The sequence below is a fragment of the Roseovarius aestuariivivens genome (genome assembly GCF_004761875.1).
Classification (GTDB): Bacteria; Pseudomonadota; Alphaproteobacteria; order Rhodobacterales; family Rhodobacteraceae; genus Roseovarius; species Roseovarius aestuariivivens.
The window spans coordinates 245,923-263,801 of sequence record NZ_SJEY01000002.1 but is presented as its reverse complement, the minus strand read 5'-3'; the positions used below and the strand labels follow the sequence as shown (position 1 = coordinate 263,801).

General features: G+C 64.6%; 17 protein-coding genes. 6 read left to right on the top strand and 11 right to left on the bottom strand.

The annotated features are described in order from the left end of the window. A complete protein-coding gene (locus EZV60_RS04670; RefSeq protein WP_135502639.1) occupies window positions 1-1,431 on the top strand; it encodes a sulfotransferase family 2 domain-containing protein in 1,431 nt (476 codons plus the stop codon). Between the two features lies 1 nt (window position 1,432). Here EZV60_RS04670 and EZV60_RS04665 read toward each other — a convergent pair whose 3' ends face one another. The 6 genes from EZV60_RS04665 to EZV60_RS04640 all read right to left on the bottom strand — a co-directional run bounded on the left by EZV60_RS04665 (window position 1,433) and on the right by EZV60_RS04640 (window position 5,250). Continuing rightward, entirely contained in the window at window positions 1,433-1,897 is a 465-nt protein-coding gene (locus tag EZV60_RS04665) for a PTS sugar transporter subunit IIA (protein ID WP_135502637.1), read from the bottom strand. A gap of 44 nt (window positions 1,898-1,941) precedes the next feature. Beyond that, the gene (hpf, locus tag EZV60_RS04660; protein WP_135502635.1) at window positions 1,942-2,505 is read right to left on the bottom strand and encodes a ribosome hibernation-promoting factor, HPF/YfiA family; all 564 of its coding nucleotides are present in this window, start codon (window positions 2,503-2,505) and stop codon (window positions 1,942-1,944) included. Window positions 2,506-2,762: 257 nt separating this feature from the next. Then, a complete protein-coding gene (gene lptB / locus EZV60_RS04655; protein WP_135502633.1) occupies window positions 2,763-3,521 on the bottom strand; it encodes an LPS export ABC transporter ATP-binding protein in 759 nt (252 codons plus the stop codon). A 3-nt stretch (window positions 3,522-3,524) separates the two neighbouring features. Next, entirely contained in the window at window positions 3,525-4,025 is a 501-nt protein-coding gene (locus tag EZV60_RS04650; RefSeq protein WP_135502631.1) for an LptA/OstA family protein, read from the bottom strand. Further along, a complete protein-coding gene (lptC, locus tag EZV60_RS04645) occupies window positions 4,022-4,636 on the bottom strand; it encodes an LPS export ABC transporter periplasmic protein LptC (RefSeq protein WP_135502629.1) in 615 nt (204 codons plus the stop codon). Before lptC ends, EZV60_RS04650 begins: the two co-directional genes overlap by 4 nt. Window positions 4,637-4,638: 2 nt before the next feature. Then, window positions 4,639-5,250 (bottom strand): ribonuclease D, encoded by a 612-nt coding sequence (locus tag EZV60_RS04640; protein ID WP_135502999.1) that lies wholly within the window; start codon window positions 5,248-5,250, stop codon window positions 4,639-4,641. Window positions 5,251-5,409: 159 nt separating this feature from the next. On the opposite strand from EZV60_RS04640, the gene EZV60_RS04635 reads away from it, so the two are divergent. The 5 genes from EZV60_RS04635 to EZV60_RS04615 all read left to right on the top strand — a co-directional run bounded on the left by EZV60_RS04635 (window position 5,410) and on the right by EZV60_RS04615 (window position 9,889). Next, the gene (locus tag EZV60_RS04635) at window positions 5,410-6,255 is read left to right on the top strand and encodes an arsenate reductase/protein-tyrosine-phosphatase family protein (protein ID WP_135502627.1); all 846 of its coding nucleotides are present in this window, start codon (window positions 5,410-5,412) and stop codon (window positions 6,253-6,255) included. Further along, complete coding sequence (locus EZV60_RS04630) at window positions 6,252-7,250, top strand: ArsJ-associated glyceraldehyde-3-phosphate dehydrogenase (RefSeq protein ID WP_135502625.1); 999 nt, start codon at window positions 6,252-6,254, stop codon at window positions 7,248-7,250. The genes EZV60_RS04635 and EZV60_RS04630 overlap by 4 nt, the downstream gene beginning before the upstream one ends. Further along, window positions 7,247-8,509, top strand: a complete 1,263-nt coding sequence (arsJ, locus tag EZV60_RS04625) for an organoarsenical effux MFS transporter ArsJ (RefSeq protein WP_135502623.1) — start codon at window positions 7,247-7,249, stop codon at window positions 8,507-8,509. Before EZV60_RS04630 ends, arsJ begins: the two co-directional genes overlap by 4 nt. An 80-nt stretch (window positions 8,510-8,589) precedes the next feature. Continuing rightward, a complete protein-coding gene (locus EZV60_RS04620; RefSeq protein WP_245306211.1) occupies window positions 8,590-9,063 on the top strand; it encodes a rhodanese-like domain-containing protein in 474 nt (157 codons plus the stop codon). A 1-nt stretch (window position 9,064) separates the two neighbouring features. Next, entirely contained in the window at window positions 9,065-9,889 is an 825-nt protein-coding gene (locus tag EZV60_RS04615) for a CE1 family esterase (RefSeq protein WP_135502620.1), read from the top strand. A gap of 3 nt (window positions 9,890-9,892) precedes the next feature. Here the strand turns inward: EZV60_RS04615 and mdoH are convergent, their stop codons facing one another. From mdoH to EZV60_RS04590, 5 genes are all read right to left on the bottom strand, one after another. Further along, complete coding sequence (gene mdoH, locus EZV60_RS04610; protein WP_135502619.1) at window positions 9,893-11,767, bottom strand: glucans biosynthesis glucosyltransferase MdoH; 1,875 nt, start codon at window positions 11,765-11,767, stop codon at window positions 9,893-9,895. Further along, window positions 11,764-13,266 (bottom strand): OpgD/OpgG family glucan biosynthesis protein, encoded by a 1,503-nt coding sequence (locus EZV60_RS04605; protein ID WP_135502617.1) that lies wholly within the window; start codon window positions 13,264-13,266, stop codon window positions 11,764-11,766. Before EZV60_RS04605 ends, mdoH begins: the two co-directional genes overlap by 4 nt. After that, window positions 13,263-14,516, bottom strand: coding sequence for an OpgC family protein (locus EZV60_RS04600; RefSeq protein ID WP_135502615.1), 1,254 nt, complete (start codon window positions 14,514-14,516; stop codon window positions 13,263-13,265). The genes EZV60_RS04605 and EZV60_RS04600 overlap by 4 nt, the downstream gene beginning before the upstream one ends. A 28-nt stretch (window positions 14,517-14,544) precedes the next feature. After that, the gene (locus EZV60_RS04595; RefSeq protein WP_135502613.1) at window positions 14,545-15,912 is read right to left on the bottom strand and encodes a tetratricopeptide repeat protein; all 1,368 of its coding nucleotides are present in this window, start codon (window positions 15,910-15,912) and stop codon (window positions 14,545-14,547) included. 263 nt (window positions 15,913-16,175) lie between these two features. Continuing rightward, a complete protein-coding gene (locus EZV60_RS04590) occupies window positions 16,176-17,798 on the bottom strand; it encodes a thiamine pyrophosphate-binding protein (protein WP_135502611.1) in 1,623 nt (540 codons plus the stop codon). Between the last annotated feature and the right edge of the window lie 81 nt (window positions 17,799-17,879).

Genomic DNA, 17,879 nt, shown 5'->3' with positions numbered 1-17,879 from the left:
ATGTCCCAACCCTTTGACTATTTCGTCGTCTTCGCCGAGATGCGCACCGGCTCGAACTTTCTCGAGGCGAATATCAACGCCTTCGACGGGTTCGAATGCTACGGCGAGGCGTTCAATCCGCATTTCATCGGCTATCCCAACAGAACCGAGATCGCGGGAATCAGTCAGGCCACCCGCGACGCCCATCCCGCAAGCCTGATTGCCGCGATCAAGGAAAAGACGGACGGTCTCGGCGGGTTCCGGTTTTTCAACGACCACGACCCGCGCGTGCTTGACCTTGCGATGGATGATCCGCGCTGCGCCAAGATCATCCTCACCCGCAATCCGGTGGACAGCTACGTGTCGTGGAAAATCGCGCAGGCGACGGGACAGTGGAAGCTGACCAATGTCAAACGGCGCAAGGATGCGCGCGCGCGGTTCGACCCCGTGGATTTCGAGCGTCACGTCAGCCGTCTGCAGTCGTTTCAGGTCGAGCTGCTGAACCGGCTTCAGAAATCGGGGCAAACCGCCTTTTACATTGCCTATGAGGATCTTCAGGATCTCGATGTGATCAACGGCCTCGCCCGGTTTCTGGGCAGTGACGAACGGCTGGAACGGCTCGATGGCACGCTCAAGCGGCAAAACCCCAGCCCGCTGTCCGACAAGGTCGAGAATTTCGATGAAATGGCGCAGGCGCTGTCGGGCCTCGACCCCTTCAACCTGTCCCGGACCCCCAATTTCGAACCGCGCCGCAACGCCGCCGCGCCCAGCTTCGTCGCCGCTTCCGCCGCGCCCTTGCTCTACATGCCGATCCGGTCCGGGCCCGAGACCGAGGTCCTTGCATGGATGGCAGCACTCGACCGGGTCAAGGTGGGCGATTTGCCCACGGGCATGAAACAAAAGGCCCTGCGCCAGTGGAAACGCCGCCATCCCGGGCATCGCAGCTTCACCGTGCTGCGCCACCCTGTGTCGCGTGCGCATGCAGCGTTCTGCGACAAGATCCTGCATACCGGTCCGGGCGGCTATGCCGACATCCGCAAGACCCTGCGCAATTTTCACAAACTACCCCTGCCGGGTCAGTTCCCCGATCCGGCCTACGATCTTGCCGCCCACCGCACCGCGTTCAAGGCATTCTTGGACTTCCTGCGCGCCAATCTCGCGGCTCAGACCGCGATCCGCATCGACCCGCATTGGGCCAGCCAAAGCAATATCGTTCAGGGCATGGCCAATTTCATGCCGCCTGACCTCATCCTGCGTGAGGACGAGATGGCGATCGGCCTGCCGAACCTGGCCCGCACCGTCGGTGCGCCCGACGTGGCGGTTCCCGCTGTCAAAGACGGTGCCGCGCCCTTCGCATTGGCCGACATCTATGACGACGAGATCGAGGAACTGGCCCAAAAGGCCTATCAGCGCGATTACCTGATGTTCGGGTTTGCCGCGTTCACCGCGTGAGCTAAGCCGCCTGTTGCGACTGTGCCTCGGTCACGATGGTATAGAGGGTGGCGGGATCGTTGTTGGCGCGCAGTTTGGCGCAGACCGAGGTGTCGCGCAGCGTCCGCGATACCAGCGCCAGCGCCTTGAGATGCTCCACCCCTGCGTCAAGCGGCGCGAAAAGCGCAAAGGCAAGATCGACGGGCTGCCGGTCGACCGATGCAAAATCGATCGGCTTTTCCAGCAGAATAAGCGCGCCCACCACCCCGTCCAGCCCGGACAGACGCGCATGCGGCAGGGCGACGCCATGGCCCACACCGGTCGGGCCAAGGCTTTCGCGTTCCATCAGGGCATCAATCGTCGTGTTCTGATCCAGGCCGTAAACAGAGTCGGCAATCGCGCCGAGTTCGTGGAAAAGACGTTTCTTGCTCGATACGGACGAACACACACGTACGGCCTCAGGCTTGAGGATCTTGTTGAACTGCATCAGATCTTTGCTCCGCCGATGGGCTTTGCGCCCTATGCCCGTTTTTAGGGGTCGATCCAACCGATGTTGCCATCGTCGCGGCGGTAAACCACGTTCAACCCGTCTTTGCCCTCGTTCCTGAAGACCAGAACCGGTGCCCCCGCCAACTCCATCTGCATCACGGCCTCTCCGACGGAGAGAGACGGAATCCTAGTTTCCATCTCCGCGACGATGATGGGCTGCAAGCTATCGGGTTCCGATTCTTCGCCCTCCTTGTCGGAAGCGAGGATATACGCAGAAGCCTGCGAGAGTTCAACCGGCTCGGCACGATGACGGTGATGATCTTTCAGCCTCCGCTTGTATCGGCGAAGTTGTTTCTCCATTTTCTCGCTGCAACTGTCGAATGCCGCATAGATCTCGTGCGCGTGCCCCTTGGCCTGGGCCGTCAGACCGGTCGACAGATGTACCGTCGCTTCACAGACAAACTCGCTCGCGCTCTTGGAAAAGACCACATTTGCATCGGTGGGGCGCTCGGCGTATTTGTCGATCACTGCGTTCAACTCGGTTTCGACATGTGTCTGCAGCGCGCTTCCGACATCAATCTGTTTTCCACTGATCTGATAGCGCATTCTCGGTCCTCCAAGTGACAAAGAGAGCGTGATCCGGCGCGCATGTCGCGCGCGGTTCAGCTCTTTTCAGGAAAGCGACACGACGATCCGGCTTGTCCTCTATGTGTCCAGCCAGGCTGGCAATCCGATGCAGACAGGACAAAAATCGTTCGCGTCATAAAGTTATTTGAGGCGCTTTGCACCGCACTTGTCAATGCAGATCGACAGAGGTCCGCCTGAATGGCAAGCGAAAGCAGTGTTTCCTGATCGGTGACATCTCAGGAAATGCGGAAATTCTCGCCCAGATAGACACGGCGCACATTTTCGTTCGACACCACCTCTTCCGGGCTGCCCGACATCAGAACCTGCCCGTCATGGAGGATATAGGCCCGGTCCACGATCTCCAGCGTTTCACGCACGTTGTGGTCGGTGATCAGCACGCCGATTCCGCGCTTCTTGAGGTCTGCCACCAGGTGACGGATATCGCCCACCGAAATCGGGTCGACACCGGCGAACGGTTCGTCCAGCAAAAGATATTTTGGATGCGCGGCCAGACAGCGGGCGATCTCGACGCGGCGGCGCTCCCCTCCAGACAGCGCCAGCGCCGGCGCGCGGCGCAGGTGCTCGATGGAAAACTCCGACAAGAGTTCCTCCAGCCGTTCGCGCCGCTTGTGCCGGTTGGGTTGCGAGATATCGAGGATCGACATGATGTTGTCCTCGACCGAAAGCCCGCGAAAGATCGACATTTCCTGCGGCAGATAACCGATGCCCAGTTTCGCCCGGCGGTACATCGGCAGGGCGGTCACGTCGCGCCCGTCGATTTTCACATGGCCGCCCTCGGGGTAGATCAGGCCGGCGATGGCGTAAAAGCTTGTCGTTTTGCCCGATCCGTTGGGGCCGAGCAATGCCACGACTTCGCCCTGACGCAGCTGTAACGACACGTCGCGGATGACCACGCGTTTCTTATAACTCTTGCGCAGGTTCTCCACGACAAGGCCGCTGCTTTCGTGCGCAAGCTGAAGATCGGGGCGCGCCATGGTCTACTCGCCCTGCGGCTGCAGGATGGTCTTGACCCGGCCCGTGACACGCGCCGTGCCCGCGCGGGTGTCGACGAACATCCGGTCCCCCGTCAGCGCGTTCACCCCCTGAAGCAAGAGGACATCGCCCTCCATCTCGATTAATCCGGTGTCGACGTTGTAATCCGCGGTGCGCGCCTCGGCGGCGTCTTCGCCGCTTACCAGAGTCACACCGCCCGACGCGCGCAACTCTTCGATGCCGGTCTGATCCGATTTGTAGACCACCAGAACCCGGGGCGCCGACAGCCGCATCTCGCCCTGTCCGATCAAGACGTTCCCGGTGAAAATCGCCGTGCCGTCGGTCTGGTTCACATCCAGATTATCGGCTGTCACCTCCACCGGAAGGCGGCTGTTCTGTTCGGTGTTTCCAAAGGCGACCTGCGCCCCCTGGGCGAAACCAAACCCCGGCAGCGTCATCAACGCGACGGCGAAAATCGAACGGCGAACAAGGGTCACGGATGTCATTCCTCGGCAACTTTGCGGGTGTATACCAGTTTGACGCCGTCGGTGAAAAGCAAATGTGCGTCACCTGTGGTCTCGTTACCCTGCAGGATCATCCGCCCGGCACTCAGATCGCCCGGCGGTCCCGTCCCCGTCACCGGGCCCGGCGTTTCGGCGTAAAGCGTGTCAAGCTTGGCCTCCAGCCGCTTTGTCCGGATCTCGTAGCCGGTGGTCGTCGTGACCTCCACGTCACCGTCCAGCGTCGCGGTATACCGGTTCTGGTGCAGGTCGGCCCGCTGCGAGGCGATATCGATCCGCGTGCCCGATAACAGAACGATTTCGGCGGTGACGCTCTCGGCGTTGATCAGCCTCGGGTCCTCGGGATCGGGCCGGGCGGTCTCGGCGAGCAGCCGTACCTCGTCCCCGCCCGATGTCACGCCGGCGAAAGACGCGTTGGTCGCGCCCTGGTCCTGCGCGCGCTGGGCAAGATCGATCTCGCTGAACGGGATCGCCTTGGTCGGATCGACGCTGCGCGAAATGAGAAACAACGTGGACAAAATGCCAAGCGCGGCCAGTGGCAGGATGATCTTCATCCACGCCACGAACCGCGAATAGAAATTGTCCTGCAGTGCCATCGTCAGTGGGCGAAGATGTCGGTCTCGGGCCATCCCGCGAGATCGAGCTGCGCGCGCATCGGCAGGAAGTCGAAACAGGCCTGCGCCATCTCCATGCGCCCCTCCCGCAAAAGACGGGCATTCAGCGCCTCGCGCAGTTGGTGCAGATAGAGCACGTCCGACGCCGCATAGTCGAGCTGCGCATCCGAAAGCTCTGCCGCACCCCAGTCGCTGCTTTGCTGCTGTTTCGAGATATCGACGCCCACAAGCTCCTGCAGAAGGTACTTGAGGCCGTGCCGGTCGGTATAGGTCCGGATGAGTTTGCTCGCGATCTTCGTGCAATAGACCGGCGCGGCAAGCGCGCCAAAGGCGTTGTACATCGCCGCGATATCGAACCGGCCAAAGTGAAACAGCTTGAGCACGTTTGGGTCGGTCAACAGCCGCTCGAGATTTGGGGCAGAACTCTGTCCCTTGGCGACCTGCACCAGGTGGGCATGCCCGTCGCCGCCCGACAGCTGCACCACGCAAAGCCGGTCGCGATGAGGATTGAGCCCCATGGTCTCGCAATCGATGGCCACGATAGGCCCAAGGTCAAGCCCGTCGGGCAGATCGTTCTGATAGAGGTGATTGGTCATGCCATCCCCGGCTGAAGTGAATTTCATGTACCTAGGGTTTGCTGCGCGGCCTCGTCAAGTATGGCCCGCCTGACCCTTCATCTCCACCAGCGCAGGATTTGGTCAAACTGTCACGAAAGCTTCACGTGCATATCCCGTCATTTCGGTTATTCACGAAATATGGAAGAACTAAATCTCATCCGCCTTGGCGCCCTCGCGCATCCGGGCCGCGTCGCCGTCTACCGGCTTCTCGTGCGCCGCTATCCCGATGCCGTCCCGGCAGGCAAGATCGCGCAGGCGCTCGGGCTCAAACCGTCGACACTCTCGGTTTACCTTTCGACCCTTTGCGCGGCCGGTCTGGTCAGCCAGCGGCGGCAGGGCACGTCGATGCTCTATACCGCGAATGTCGCCGCCACCGGGCAGATCGTGGACTTCCTGCTGCACGATTGCTGCCGTGGTCGGCCAGAGGCGTGCACGGCCTTCCCCGTTTCCCTCCAGAAAGGATCGCCCCCCATGACAGACCGCAAGTACAACGTGCTTTTCATCTGCACCGGAAATTCCGCCCGGTCGATCTTTGCCGAAACCATCCTGCGCGATGTGGCTGGGGACAGATTCAGAGCCTATTCTGCCGGAACACGTCCCTATTCGGAACTCAATCCCTTCGCCTTGGAGGTGCTCAGGACAAAGGGCCACGATATTTCCGGTCTGCGCGCCAAGAACGTGTCCGAGTTCAGCACCGAAGGCGCACCACAGCTCGATTTCGTCTTCACCGTCTGCAATCAGGCCGCCAACGAAGAGTGCCCGGCCTGGGACGGTCAGCCGATCAGCGCGCATTGGGGCATGCCCGACCCGGTCAAGGCGACCGGGACCGATGCTGAGAAATCACTGGCCTTCCAGCACGCTTACGGCGCCTTGCGCAACCGCATCCTTGCCTTCACCGCCCTGCCGCTCGATACGCTCGACCGGGTCTCGCTTCAGGCGGCGGTCGACGATATTGCCCGAAACACGAAAGAGGTCTCCGCATGACGGTCTATGCGCTCAATGGTCTTGGTCGGGTGGGCAAGCTCGCCCTCCGCCCGCTTCTGGAACGCGGCGCAGAAATCGCCTGGATCAACGACGCCGTGGGCGATGCCGCAATGCAGGCGCATCTCCTGGAATTCGACACCGTACACGGGCGCTGGGACGCAACATTTTCCAGCGACGCCACGTCCGTCGTCATCGACGGCACCCGCCTGCCCTTCATCGGCACCAAATCCATCGCGGATCTGCCGCTCGACGGGGTCGATGTGGTGATCGACTGCACCGGAGTCTTCAAGACCGAGGCCAGGCTTGCCCCCTATTTCGACGCGGGCGTGAAAAAGGTGGTCGTCTCCGCCCCGGTGAAGGACGGCGATGCCGCCAATATCGTTTACGGGATAAATCACGACATCTACGAGCCTGACCGCCATCGCATCGTCACGGCGGCCAGCTGCACAACCAATTGTGTTGCCCCGGTCGTGAAGGTCATTCACGAAAATATCGGCATCAAGCACGGCTCGATGACCACGATCCACGATGTGACCAACACGCAGACCATCGTCGATCGCCCCGCCAAGGATCTGCGCCGCGCGCGCTCGGCGCTCAACTCGCTCATTCCCACGACCACCGGCAGCGCCACCGCGATCACGCTCATTTACCCAGAGCTTACGGGCCGGTTGAACGGTCATGCCGTGCGCGTGCCGCTCCTGAATGCGTCCCTCACCGATTGCGTCTTCGAGGTCGAGCGCGAAACCAGCGCGGAAGAGGTCAACGCCCTCTTCAAAGCCGCCGCCGAAGGCCCGCTCAAGGGAATTCTGGGCTATGAAGAGCGCCCGCTTGTCTCGGCCGACTACACCAACGACACCCGCTCCGGCATCATCGACGCGCCGTCGACCATGGTCGTCAACGGAACTCAGGTGAAGGTCTATGCCTGGTACGACAACGAGATGGGCTATGCCTATCGCCTCGCCGATGTGGCCCTGATGGTGGGCGGTGCGCTGTGACTCACCGGCCAGAAGGCCTGTCGGCCTATATCGCCGTCACGGCGGCCTACTGGGCGTTCATGCTGACCGATGGCGCGCTCAGGATGCTGGTGCTCTTGCACTTCCACACGTTGGGCTTCTCGCCCCTTCAACTGGCCTATCTCTTCGTGCTTTACGAGATCGCCGGCATGGTCACGAACCTTTCCGCAGGCTGGATCGCGGCGCGTTTCGGGCTGACATCGACCCTATATGCAGGGCTTGCCATTCAGGTGCTTGCCCTTCTGGCACTGACCCGGCTTGACCCGTCCTGGGCCGTGGGCGCGTCCGTTGCCTTTGTCATGTGCGTCCAGGGGGCCAGCGGCGTGGCCAAGGACTTGGCCAAGATGTCGTCGAAATCGGCGGTGAAGCTTCTGGCGCCCGAGGCACAGGGGGGGCTGTTCCGCTGGGTCGCGCTTCTAACCGGCTCGAAGAACGCGGTAAAGGGTCTGGGCTTTCTTCTGGGCGCGGCACTTTTGGCGTTTTTGGGTTTTACAGGCTCTGTTCTGGTCATGGCCGCGGTGCTCGCGGTGATCCTTGTGGCGGTCATCCTTGCCATGCCGCCGGGCCTGCCACCGGGCCGCAAGGATGCGAAATTCTCCGAGGTGTTCTCGAAATCCGCCAACGTGAACTGGCTCAGCGCGGCGCGCGTGTTTCTCTTCGGCGCGCGCGACGTGTGGTTCGTGGTGGGCATCCCGATCTATTTCTACGCGGTGCTCTCGGACGGCACCGAGGCGGGTAACCGCGCGGCCTTCTTTCTCATCGGCGGGTTCATGGCGGTCTGGATCATCCTTTACGGCGCGGTTCAGGCAGCGGCACCTCGCCTTTTGCGCGCCGCGCACCGCCCCGAGGCCGAGCTTGTGACGGCGGCCCGGGGCTGGGCGCTGGCGCTTTGCCTCGTGCCAGCGGTGCTGGCCGTGGCGGCGTTGCTCTCATCCGGTCCCTCGACCGGCCTGACGGGCACCCTCATTCTGGGTCTTCTGATCTTCGGCGGGCTTTTCGCGGTGAATTCGTCTCTGCATTCTTATCTTATCCTCACCTTCACGCAGAAGGCGCGCGTGACAATGGATGTCGGCTTTTACTACATGGCCAATGCCGGCGGGCGGCTCATCGGGACGCTGTTGTCGGGCCTGACCTATCAGTTTGGCGGCCTGCCGCTCTGCCTCGGCACTGCGGCGGGGATGGTGGGCCTCAGCGCGCTGGCCGCGGGTCGCTTGCGCGCGCCTGTCGGGGTGTCACCGTAACGTGTCCGGCACGGGCCTGACATGCCCTGAATTTGGCGATAAACTCCGTCACGACGCATTTTGACAAAGGTCCGTCTCCGGTGTCCGGCAAATCCGCCTTTCCCAAACCTGCCCCGCGCCGCACGGCGTTGGCGCTTGGCGTGCTGCTCCTTGCCGGGCTCGCGGCTTTCCTCCTATGGCCTGCCGGCGCCCCGGCGGAACGCGCGATGAGCGCAACCGAGGCGCATGAGGCCGCGCAGGCCGGCGATATCATCCTGCTCGATATTCGCGAACCCGAGGAATGGCGCGAAAGCGGCATTGCCGAGGGTGCAGTGCCCCTCGACATGCGGCATGAGTCCTTCGGTCCACGCCTGATGCAACTGACAGACGGCGACCGCGAGACGCCCGTGGCGCTGATCTGCGCCACCGGCGGGCGATCGGCATGGCTGGCGCAGCGGCTCGAGGACGCGGGGTTTACCAACGTCATCGACGTCTCCGAAGGCATGTTCGGCTCGCGCGCCGGTCCCGGGTGGCTGCGCAGTGGTCTGCCCGTGCGCCCCTATCCGGACGGCTGAGATGCGTTTTGCCCGCGCCGCGCGCCTTGCGATCTGTCTTCTGATCACGTCCGGTCCGGTGCATGCCGCCTGCGGCACGCCCGACCGTGCCTGCGAATTGCCCGGGGGCAGCTACCACGCCGCCTTGCCCGCCACGCCGGGTGGCGCGCCGGTCGTGCTGTTCCTGCATGGCCACGGCAGCAGCGGCCGCAACGCCATCTCGCTGGCACGCATGGTGTCGCCTCTCACGGCACGCGGCTATGCCGTACTCGCCCCCGACGCCCTGCCGCGCGACCCGGACGGGGACGGACCGCGAAGCTGGAACTTCTATCCCGGCATGACCGGTCGGGATGAAGCCCGGTTCTTCGAAGATCTGCTTTCGGACGCCGCCACGCGCTTTGGCATCGATCCCGCGCGGGTGCTTCTCGCGGGGTTTTCCGCCGGGGGCTTCATGGTCAATTATCTTGCCTGCGCCACGCCGCAAAGCTTCGCCGCCTACGCGCCTGTCGCCGGCGGGTTCTGGCGCCCGCATCCCGAAACATGCACCGGGCCGGTGCGGCTCTTTCATACGCATGGCTGGCGTGACGAGACCGTGCCGCTCGAAGGACGCCGCCTTGGTTCGTTTCATCAGGGCGATATCTTCGCCGGGCTAGAAGTCTGGCGCGCGGCCAACACCTGCCCGGACCAAAAGCCAACCGGCTTTGGCGAAACCGGCCCCTTCCTGCGCCGCGCCTGGCAGGGATGCGCGGCGGAAAGCGCGCTGGAACTGGCGCTTTTCCCGGGCGGCCATACTGTGCCCGACGGCTGGGCCGACATGGTCGCGGATTGGTTCGAGGCGCTGAATTAGGCTCTATTCTGCCGGCGTGGTGATCTTACCGGTCCGCTCCAACACCGATCTCAGCTCGGCCCGGTAATGCCGCGCCGCCTGCGTGACCAGCGGCTCGCGCCAAAGCTCGCGCGTGCCCATCCAGCCCGCCACGACGCCGCGCAGACCCACGCCGCTCAGCGCCGAAAGCGGTACGGCCAAGGCAAGGCTCGCCGCGATGGGCATCAGCCAGAGCGACACGACGCCAGCTGCCATGCCGACGATCAGCGCCACACCGCTCGCCGTCTCGACGGCGTGACATATCATCAGCGTCCCCAGCCCATAGCGCCCGCCCCCGCGGGCCTGCGGGGTCCAGCCCCGCTGCAGGCCAAGAAGGGTGCGGAAGACCGCGATCATCTGTTGCACCATCAGGATCGGGGCATAGGCCACCGACAGCACCACTTCCGACAGGACCGACAGCGTGAATCGCCCCGGCCCGCCGTAATCGGCAAAGCGCGACCGTGTCAGCGGAATGGCGGCAATGCTCATGATCTTCGGCGCCAGCAACAGCGCATACATCAGCGCGATGATCAGCACGTGGCGCCCTTCGGTCATCTCGGGCCATGCAGGCACCAGCGGATTGTCGGGCGAGAAATAGGTCAGCACGGACGCGTCCCGCCCATCGCCGATCAACGCCCACATCACCAGAAGCGCAAACCAGATCGGCGACAGAAGATAGCTCATCGCGCCGTGGAACAGGTGAAAGCGCGACGCAGGCCGCAATCCGGGCGTGCCCAGAAGGCGTAGATGCTGCAGATTGCCTTGGCACCACCGCCGGTCGCGCAGAACATGGTCGATCAGCGTGGGCGGCGTTTCCTCGTAGGACCCGCGCAACCGAGGCAGCACCCGCACCGCCCAGCCGGCGCGGCGCAACAGACCCGCCTCGACGAAATCGTGGCTCATGATAAGTTGGTCGCGCCCGGTGAGCGACCGCAGATGCGGCAGCCCGGCAGAGGCGGCAAAGGCGCGCGTGCGGATGATCGCGTTATGGCCCCAGTAATTGCCCTCTTGCCCGGTCCAGCGCGCCAGCCCCTCGGCCAGCGCAATGCCGTAGACGCCGTTGGCGAATTGCTGCATCCGGGAAAACACCGTCTGCGCCCCGATCAGCTGCGGACAGGTCTGGATCAGCCCCGCCGCCGGATCCCGCGCCAGCGCGTCGGTCAGCCGGGCGATGGCGCGGCCCGTCATCAGGCTGTCGGCATCCAGCACCAGCATGGCCTCATAGGCCCCGCCCCAGCGCTGCACCCAGTCGGCGATATTGCCCACCTTTCGGTCGGTGTTCTCGGACCTCCGGCGATAATAAAGCGTCAGACCGGGCGACAGCGTGGCCTGCAGCGCGCGCACGCTGTCCTGTTCATCTCTTGCGATGGCGTCGTCGCGCGTGTCGCTCAGGATGAACATGGCGTACTCGTGCACGCCGCCGCGGGCCCGCAATTCTTCAAGCATGGATCGCGCGTTGCCCAGAACGTACCACGGCACTTCATTGTAAACCGGCATCAACAGGGCCACGCGCATCGGTCGGGTGGGCCCCTGCGGTCGCTGCGCGACCGTCATCGACCCAAGGCCAAGCGCCACTGTGCTCACCGTCAGGCAAAGCCAGAAGAAGTTGAACACCATCAGCGCCAGCAGCGTCGCCTCGATACCGCTCAGCCCGCCGTCGCCGAACCAGCCCCAGAGGATCGCGGCAAAGCCCGCCGTGGCCAATCCCGCCGTGCCGAAGACGCCCGCGCGCCAGAAATGGACAGAGCGATCGTTCGCGGCCCCCGGCGCGGTCGGATCGGCATAAAGCCGGCGCAGATCTTGCGGCGGCATCGCCAGCGGGGCCTCGGGCGGCATCAGGCGAAGGTCCGGCGCGCTCATGCCGTCCACCGGTAAAGCCAGACTTCCGACGCGGGCTGGCCATCCTTGAAAAGCTGTGCGCGCAGCTCGACCAGCTCCCGCTCGCCGGGATCGAAATTGAAGGCAACGCGCAGCCCGCCGGTCGCGGGATTGCGCTGGATCACCCCGGGGGACGGGGTCACATGCGGCGAGTGTATGACGGCCTCAATACCCTCGGGCCCTTCGTCCAGAAGATCATGCGCCTCGAAATCCACGGTGACGATACGCCCGCCTGTTTCGCGCGCGCCCATCCGGGTATTCACCACGCTGGGCAGGCCCGTCTCGACCGGGGCCGTGGCGCCCCAGGTCAGCCGATAGGAGATTTTCGTCTCTGTTCCGGCCTGAATCGGCTCTGCCGGCCGCCAATAGGCCACGATATTGTCGTAGATCTCCTTGTCCGCGGGGATCTCAACCAGCGTCACCGCGCCCTTGCCCCAGTCGCCCTTGGGCTCGACCCACAGACCCGGCCGCGCGTGGTAAAGCGCCTCCAGATCTGCGAAATCCTCCAACTCACGCGCCCGCTGCATCAGGCCGAAACCGCGTGGGCTGTCGTCGAGAAAGCTCGACACCTGAAGCCGCGTGGGGTTGGCCAGCGGACGCCAAAGAACCTCGCCCGCGCCGTTCCAGATCATCAGCCCGTCACTGTCATGCACTGCCGGACGGAAGTCATCAAAGCGGGTGCGGTTGGTCTCGTCGTAGAGAAACATGGACGTGAGCGGCCCAAGCCCGACATGGGTCAGGTCCTCGCGCGGGAAAAGCGTCGCCTCCACCTCCATCACGCAGGCCGGCCCGGGCGTGATGGCAAACCGGTAGGCGCCCGTCACGCTCGGGCTTTCGAGCAGCGCATGCACCACGATCACGCGCTGTCCGGGCGCGGGCGCTTCGATCCAGAATTGGGTGAACTCGGGAAACTCCTCGCCTCGCTCGTCCGCCGTGTGCAGCGCGAGGCCACGCGCCGACAGGCCGTACACCTGCGCCATGCCCAGCGCCCGGAAATAGCTTGCCCCCTGAAAGACGCAGAACTCGTTCTTGATCCCCGGCGTCGTCAGTTCGGTGCGCAGGCGGAACCCCGAATAGCCCAGCGTGTCATCCACCGGCAGATCCGCGGCCTCGTCGGTGCGATCAAAGAGCGTCAGATCGAAGGGCAGGGCGCGCGCGGTGCCACCGGTCACCTCGTGGATCGTCACCGGGCGCGGAAAATAAAGCCCCGGCAGGAAGAAATCCACCTCATAGGGCCTGTCCGTCCCCGACCAGAGCGCGTCCGCCGTGCGGAACCAGTAGTGCCGGTAGGCTTCATAACTCAGGTCGCGCCACGCCTTGGGCACCTCCGCGCGCGGGCTGTGCGGCTGGCCCGACAGCTCGCGGGCCAGCGTCACCACTGTGTCGTGCGAAAACGGCACGTCACCGCCCGTCGCCCAAACCGGCGGCGCCACCACCAGCGCTGTGGTGCCACACAGAAACCCGCGCCGGCTCAGGGTCATGTCCGCTTGCTCCGCCAGGGCTGGGATTTCACCCAGGCCGCGCCATAGGCCACCCCGATGATCAGGGCAAAGCCGATAAGATTGACCAGGGTGACCGTCGCAAAACTGCGCCCGGACACGTCCAGAAACACACCCAGAAGGCGCGCCAGCGCCATCGAGAAGACGAAGATCACCAGCGACTGCTGACCGACCTTGGTGATCATCGCCAGAATGCTTTGGGTGGCGCGGCCCGCGTCGCCCGCCGCCACCTGGCGCAGCCGCCAGCCGTCCCGGCCCACCGCGACCCAGCACAGATAGGCGAGCGACAGAAAATGCAGATAGCGCAGCAGCCCGAAATCGGTCTTGCCGCGGATGTTGAACCCGATCTCGTCCTCGACCGTGTGGAATACCTTCCAGATCCCGCGGATCGCCTCGCCCAGCGACGGCAGCGCGGCCTCGACCCACACAAATACCTTCCACGACCCGATCGGCGCGGTCAGCACCACGAAAGCCACGGCCAGCCAGATCAGCCGCCGCGACACTGGCGGTGCGGGCAGCCATCCGATCATGAAGGCGAAGCCGGTGAAAAACAAAAGTTGCCAGCCGAACGGGTTGAAGAACCACTCACGATCCGACCACGGTTCTGCCGGCAGCCACAAAAGCTGCGCCTGCGCGGCAAGCCACACGCCCACGCTCAGGCCCGCCACGGCCCAAAGATGCACCCGCGACGCGGCCACGATCAGCGGCATCATCGCCAGCACCACAAGGTACATGGGCAGGATGTCGAAATAGTTGGGCACATAGGTCAGCGTGAAGGCGCCGACGATCTGGCTTTGCGGGTCCTCGAAGAACCAGCGCAGGTTGAGCGAATCGACATAGCTTTTCTCGAACGCGCCCGATGCGTCCAGCGCGGCCATGCTCATCGCGACGAAGAAGAACAACCCGATATGCGCCCAGTAAACCTGCCAGGTCCGATAGCCCACGCGCGCGGTGCCCATCCAGAACCCTTTGCGCGCGAAGGTGCCGCCAAAGGCGATGGCCGAGGCCATACCCGAGCAGAAGACGAATATTTCCGTGGCGTCCGAAAATCCGAACCGCGCCGGGATCCATCCGGTCCACGGATTGTCCGGGATATGCGCGACCAGGATGATGAACATCGCGATCCCGCGAAAGAAGTCGAGCCGCGGATCGCGCGTGCTGGCGACGGCGTCCGCCCGGGCCGGTGCGGCGCGCTCCTGTCTGTAGTCCGATGATGGCGAAATTGTCGCCATGTTAGTCACTTTCCTGCTGTCCCTTGGGTTATTGCGCCGGCACCGAGGCCGCCCGCCTGCCCCCGCGTCCCGCCGCGATCAGTTCGCGGCGCGCGGCGGTGTAGCCGTCTTCGCGTCCGGCCCGCTGCGCCTGCCGCTCATCCAGAATGGCCTCGGCCCGGTCCAGAAAGCCGGCGCGAATGCCCGCGTCGATGGTCATCCGCTCAAAGACGTCGCGCTGGGCGTGGCTGCCGCCCGCGCGTTGCATGGCGGGCCGCGCCTGTGCCAAGTTTTGAAATGCAACATCGAACCGCGCCTCGCCAAAGGCCTCCAGGCCCCTGGCCGCCGCCACGCCCGGGTCGCTCATCCGGCTGCCCATCTCGGTGTTGGACTTCGCATCGCGCGCGATGCGCTGCACCAGGCGGGCGGTCGCCTCCGCGTCGCGCTCGCCGCCGACGGCCAGCAGGTAGTGCAGATCGGCGAAAATCAGGCATCCGTCCCCGGTGCGCCGCGCGCTGATCTCGGCCAGTTCGTCCCAGCGGTGGCCCACATCCACCCCGTCAAGTTCAAGCCGCATCAGCAGCGAGGTCGCGTTCGAAATATCGCGGTAATCGTCGGTCTTCTCCTCGCGGATCTCCCGGTCGTAGAGCTCCAGCACCGTGTCGGTCTGGCCCAGATCGAGGTGCATCAGAGCCCTGTGCCACCACACATGGTAGCGGAAGTTGTTGCAATGCGCCCAAGCCGCTTCGCGCCCCGTCAGCCACTCAAGACCGGCTTTCGCATTGGCGGTCATGTCGTGCACATGCGCGACCGCGTGCAGGCCCCAAGCATCGTTGGGCGCCATCCACAGGGCCTGCCGCCCGGCGATCTCGGCCTTCTCGTAGGCGCCGGTCTCCTCAAGCGCAAAGGCGTGACACCCAAGAAGATAGCCGCGCCCGGCATGGTCGGGCGCATAGGCCGGAAGCACCCGCTCGACCGAGGCGCGCATGCCTGCCGCATCGCCCAGAACGAAGCGGATCGCGTGGCTCAGCTTCATGGCCAGCGCGTCCTCCGGATGCGCACGCAGAACCGCTTCCAACGCGTCCACGGCTTCGCCCGGGTGGCCCTCCAGCCATACGCGCAGCGCCTCGGCATAACGTCGCTCGCGCGCGGTCGCACTGCCTTGGGCCAGCGCGTCTTGTGCCGCGCGGTAAGCCTCGGTGGCCACCTCCATCAATTCGCGCCGACCCAGCAGGATGTAGAACAGGCCCTTGACCGCGTGGGCATGCGCAAAGCCCGGTTCGGCCTCGATCACCCGGCCAAGATGCGTCGGCGTATCGGCGGCATGCGCGAGGAACCCCATCATCGTGTCGTTCCACGACGCAAGGGCCTCCGCCGTGGTCAGGCTCGTCGTCTGGCCGAATATGTCCGTTTTCATGAAGGCAATCCCCAATAGCGGCAAACCAAAATCCCCAACTGCCTAGCAAAGAGGTGTGTCGCGCCCTACCGAATATGTGGTGCGTCACGCACAGGTGAATGCCCGTGTGCTTCTGTGGGCGGCTTCCTGCAGAAACCTGCCCAAATTCCCTGCGATTGGCGAATTTTTGCCGTGCGGCAATACCTTGGGTTGCATAAAATTGTAGCAAAAGCGCGGATTATGCGGCGGTGCGCGAAAAGCCGCGCGTGTTCCGGCGGCGTTTTTCAGATGCGGCCGTCGTAATCGCCGGCCGCAATCTCGGCGGCAATCACCGTGAACCGGTCGGCACGCAACGCCTTTTTCAGCGCCGCGCGCAATTCCTCGCGGGACTTCACGCTATGACCGTGCCCGCCAAAGGCGCGCCCGATGGCGGCCATGTCGTGTCGCGCGAAATCGACGCCCCGCTTGGCCAGCCCCCGCTGCCGTTGTTTCATGTCGATAAGACCGAGGCTCGCATCGACGAACACGACCAAGATCGGCGCCAGCCCCAGCTCGGCGGCGGTGGCCAGTTCCCCGGCCACCATCAGAAAGCCCGCGTCGCCGGTAAACCCAACCACGGGCCGGTCCGGCTCTCCCATCTTCAGGCCCATCGCCAGCGGCACGGCGCAGCCCATCGTGCACAGACCCGAAGACTGGATCAGGCTGCGCGGCTCGTCACAGCGCCACATCTGCGACAGCAGGATCCGGTGCGCGCCGCTATCGGCGGTGGCCAGCGTGCCCTCGGGCATCACCGCCCGTGTCTCGGCGATCACCGCCGCAGGGCCCCAGTCGTCGTCGGTCGGAAAGGCCGCCGCCAGCGCACGCTTGACCTCCGCCGGCGTGCCGCCATCCCAGGTGACGCGCCCGCGCTGTCCCTGCGCAAGCCGTTCCAGCGTCTCGCCGGTATGCGCCACGATATTGAGCGTCGCCTGATGCATGTAATGGGTGTTCGGGACGGCGGCGATGTCGATCACGGTCTGGCGCTCGGGGTCGATGGCGTCGCGCCAGCCGGTGCGCATCTCGATCGGGTCATAGCCGATGCACAGCACCACATCGGCCTTGGCCACCAGCGGCAGAAGATGCTTGTCCGCCAGCGGCGACAGGCCGGCGGCACCCAGGCACATCGGATGATCCTCGGGGATTACGCCCTTGGCCTTGTAGGTGGTGATGACCGGGATGCTGAACTGTTCCACAAAGGCGCGCAGCAACAGCTCGGACCGGTCGCGCAGCACGTCGAGACCCACAATGGCCACAGGGCGCGCCGCCGTGGCGACCGCCGCCGTGGCCCGCGCGGCATCCGCGCCGCTGGGCGCGACCGCGCTGGCATTGGCGCGGACCGGCTCGGGCGCGCCTTCGGGAAACGGCGCATCGGCCACGCTGATCGGCACGTCGATATGCACCGGACCACAGCGCGGTTCGGTGGCGATGGACACGGCCTTGTCGGCGACGATCCCGGCCCCCGCCGCGCTCATGCAGAACGTTCCCTTGGTGATCGGCTGGAACACCGCCTGGTGATCCAGCACCTGATGGGTATAGGTCAGCGCCTCATCCTCGTCGACGCAGCCGGTCAGCACGATCATCGGCACCCGGTCCTGATGCGCGTTGGCCACCACATTGACCGCATTCATCGCCCCTGGCCCGACGGTCGCCACCAGAATGGCCGGCGCGCCGTCGCAATGATGCATGCCCTCGGCGATGAAACCGCCCGCGTTCTCGTGCTTCACCAGCGTAAAGGTGATTCCGGCCTCCTCCAGCGCGTCGACCAGCGTCAGAACCTCGCCGCCGGGCATGCCGAAGGCGTGGCGGCACCCCGCGGCATAAAGACGTTGGGCCAGGATGTCGGCGGCGCGTCGGGTCGTATCGGTCATTAGGCGGCTCCCTTGGGCTGGCAGGCGGGGCATGCCGGGCAGAGGTCGGTCGCGCCGCGGTCGTGTCGCCGGGCACGGGCG

Bases quoted from the DNA above. Each gene is read 5' to 3' on its own strand.
- EZV60_RS04650 (WP_135502631.1), bottom strand. From the start codon at position 4,025: ATGACATCCGTGACCCTTGTTCGCCGTTCGATTTTCGCCGTCGCGTTG.
- lptB (WP_135502633.1), bottom strand. From the start codon at position 3,521: ATGGCGCGCCCCGATCTTCAGCTTGCGCACGAAAGCAGCGGCCTTGTC.
- EZV60_RS04665 (WP_135502637.1), bottom strand. From the start codon at position 1,897: ATGCAGTTCAACAAGATCCTCAAGCCTGAGGCCGTACGTGTGTGTTCG.
- EZV60_RS04615 (WP_135502620.1), top strand. From the start codon at position 9,065: ATGCGTTTTGCCCGCGCCGCGCGCCTTGCGATCTGTCTTCTGATCACG.
- EZV60_RS04590 (WP_135502611.1), bottom strand. From the start codon at position 17,798: ATGACCGATACGACCCGACGCGCCGCCGACATCCTGGCCCAACGTCTT.
- EZV60_RS04630 (WP_135502625.1), top strand. From the start codon at position 6,252: ATGACGGTCTATGCGCTCAATGGTCTTGGTCGGGTGGGCAAGCTCGCC.
- hpf (WP_135502635.1), bottom strand. From the start codon at position 2,505: ATGCGCTATCAGATCAGTGGAAAACAGATTGATGTCGGAAGCGCGCTG.
- EZV60_RS04635 (WP_135502627.1), top strand. From the start codon at position 5,410: ATGGAAGAACTAAATCTCATCCGCCTTGGCGCCCTCGCGCATCCGGGC.
- lptC (WP_135502629.1), bottom strand. From the start codon at position 4,636: ATGGCACTGCAGGACAATTTCTATTCGCGGTTCGTGGCGTGGATGAAG.
- EZV60_RS04605 (WP_135502617.1), bottom strand. From the start codon at position 13,266: ATGACCCTGAGCCGGCGCGGGTTTCTGTGTGGCACCACAGCGCTGGTG.
- mdoH (WP_135502619.1), bottom strand. From the start codon at position 11,767: ATGAGCGCGCCGGACCTTCGCCTGATGCCGCCCGAGGCCCCGCTGGCG.
- EZV60_RS04670 (WP_135502639.1), top strand. From the start codon at position 1: ATGTCCCAACCCTTTGACTATTTCGTCGTCTTCGCCGAGATGCGCACC.
- EZV60_RS04595 (WP_135502613.1), bottom strand. From the start codon at position 15,912: ATGAAAACGGACATATTCGGCCAGACGACGAGCCTGACCACGGCGGAG.
- EZV60_RS04600 (WP_135502615.1), bottom strand. From the start codon at position 14,516: ATGGCGACAATTTCGCCATCATCGGACTACAGACAGGAGCGCGCCGCA.
- EZV60_RS04640 (WP_135502999.1), bottom strand. From the start codon at position 5,250: ATGACCAATCACCTCTATCAGAACGATCTGCCCGACGGGCTTGACCTT.